Annotated in this window: 2 protein-coding genes; one reads left to right on the top strand and one right to left on the bottom strand. The window is 33.4% G+C overall.

Annotated features, from left to right (window positions below):
• On the top strand, positions 1-897 hold an 897-nt coding region (chrA, locus tag VI621_RS01800; protein WP_324216683.1), incomplete at its 5' end, for a chromate efflux transporter.
• Positions 898-915: 18 nt separating this feature from the next.
• Here chrA and VI621_RS01795 read toward each other — a convergent pair.
• On the bottom strand, positions 916-2,154 hold the full coding sequence (locus VI621_RS01795) for a site-specific integrase (RefSeq protein WP_324216682.1): 1,239 nt from the start codon (positions 2,152-2,154) through the stop codon (positions 916-918).
• Positions 2,155-2,463 lie beyond the last annotated feature (309 nt).

Below are 2,463 nucleotides of genomic sequence, written 5' to 3'. Positions count from 1 at the left end.
GGCTTAGTTGCAGCAGGTTTGTGTTTCATTTTACCCGCCGTTATAATTACAGGTATATTAGCGTATTTTTATAGTCTATATGGACAATTACCAGAAGTGCAACCTTTTATTTATGGTGTAAAGCCTGCTATCATAGCCATTATTTTAGCAGCAATTTATCCATTGGCAAAACAATCTGTCAAATCAAAAATTTTAGCTCTCATTGGTATTGCTGTTTTATTAGCAGCAGTGCTCGGAGTTAATGAGATTTATTTAATGTTTGGTGCAGGTCTCTTTGCACTTGGCTTGTACACAGTTCAGAACAGACAAAATGACTCTATGCAAAGTTTTGTTCCACTTACCTTTCTTCAAATTACACAGACAACATTGTGGACAGCAACCAATGCTAAACTTTTTTGGACTTTCCTTAAAATCGGTTCTATACTTTATGGGAGCGGATATGTTTTATTTGCCTTTTTAGATACAGAACTGGTTGCCACAGGTCTGCTCACAAGACAGCAACTAATTGATGCTATTGCCGTAGGTCAGTTTACTCCTGGTCCTGTATTTTCTTCTGTAACATTTATTGGCTTCCAAATAAATGGGCTTTCAGGAGCTATTATTTCAACTATAGCTATTTTTCTTCCTTCTTTTGTTTTTGTGGCACTACTTAATCCGCTGATGAAAAAGCTACGGAATTCCAAAGGATTGTCAGCCTTTTTGGACGCTGTGAATGTAGCATCCGTTGCTATTATCGTAGCCGTTTGTTTTGATATGGGCAAAGATACTATTACCGATTGGCGAACCATTTTAATTGCGGTTTTAAGTATTGCAATTGCATTTGGTTACAAGAAATTAAATAGTGCATTTGTTGTATTGGGCGGATCATTGCTTGGTTATTTGTTGACGTTGGTTTAAAAGGAGTTTAATTGATAATCAAGAACTTTTGGAGATAGTAGTTTGAATAGATAATTTATGTTTTAATAAAGACATATCCTCACTTACTTTTCTATCCAACACTTTTGCATAATGTTGTGTCGTATGCAAATTTTTGTGTCCTAGCATTTTGCTAACGGTTTCAATTGGAACACCATTAGTCAATGTTACTGAAGTAGCAAACGTATGTCTGGCCATGTGGAAAGTTATTTCTTTTGGAATATCACATAAATCTCCAATTTCCTTCAAATAAGCATTCATTTTTTGGTTTGTTAAGATTGGTAAAATAGTATCTTCATTTAAGCATTTAGGATGATTACTGTATTTTTCAATAATTTCTTCAGCTATTGGTAAAATTGGAATTTTAGATTTTGTTTCTGTTTTTTGACGGTTTTTGAAAATCCATTTTTCTCCATCAATGCCTATACCAATATGATCCTTTTTCAATCCTTTGACATCAATGTAGGCTAAACCAGTGTAGCATGAAAAAATGAAAATATCTCTAACTAGTTGTAGTCTTTCTGATGAAATTTTCTTGTTGTAGATTTTCAATAATTCCTCTTCGGTTAAAAAGTCTCTTTCAACTTCTTTCATTTTGCCTTCATATCGAGTAGTTGGGTCTTTATCTAGCCAATCATTATCCAGACATATTTTGATAATCTTTCTGAAGTTTCTAACATATTTGACTGCTGTATTGTTGTTGCATTTTTTCACACTTCTCAAATAGAATTCAAACTCCGTTACAAAGGCATAGTCGATTTTATTGATGCTTAGATCATTCACGTTGTATTTCCAAAGAATGAATTCCTGAAGGTGTTTTAATGAGATTTTAAATCGCTCCAAAGTTCCATAAGCGTAACCATTTCCAATCAAATCTTTAATTTTATCATTATGACTTTGATAAATTGGAATGATCATTCGCTCACGTTCATGTGTTCCGGTCAGTCTTGATTTAAAATTTTCAATTGATAGTTCTTCGTTCTTATGAAGTAATTCCATTTGAATATCAAAAACCTTTGATTTGATTAAATCGAGATAATTATTTAATGACCTAGCTTCATCTGAGTTGCCTTTCATTTTTGATTGTTCTGAGGACCATTTTGATTTTTCAATGAATTTTTTAGTGCTGAATTCAAAGCGTTCTCCGTTTACAGTTAACCTAAAATAAATTGGCAATTGACCGTTTTTGTTTGCTTTAGAAGTTTTTGCATAAATATGCACAGTGATTTTTGCTTTCATGGTGGTGACCTTTTAATTACTATTCAATTTAATTTTTAAACTTTTAGTAAACAAGATGTACACTTTTTGAACCAGTATTAAACTGGTTGATAGTACAGTGTTTACAGTGCTTAAGAGAATTTTGCGAGACCCAAAATTGTAAATTTTTTAGGGTCTCGATTTTGTCCCTTTCGCATTAAGATTGAATGAATAATTTGGTATATGCCCCAAAGCAGAAAGCCGATAAATCTTAAGATTTATCGGCTTTTGTGACCATTTGTTTTTAAATGTGTGGGCGATGAGGGGTTCGAACCCCCGACCCCCTCGGTG

The organism is Flavobacterium sp., from assembly GCF_035292545.1.
Classification (GTDB): Bacteria; Bacteroidota; Bacteroidia; order Flavobacteriales; family Flavobacteriaceae; genus Flavobacterium.
Note: the sequence above shows the minus strand (reverse complement) of the source record. Positions and strands in the feature narration are given on the sequence as shown.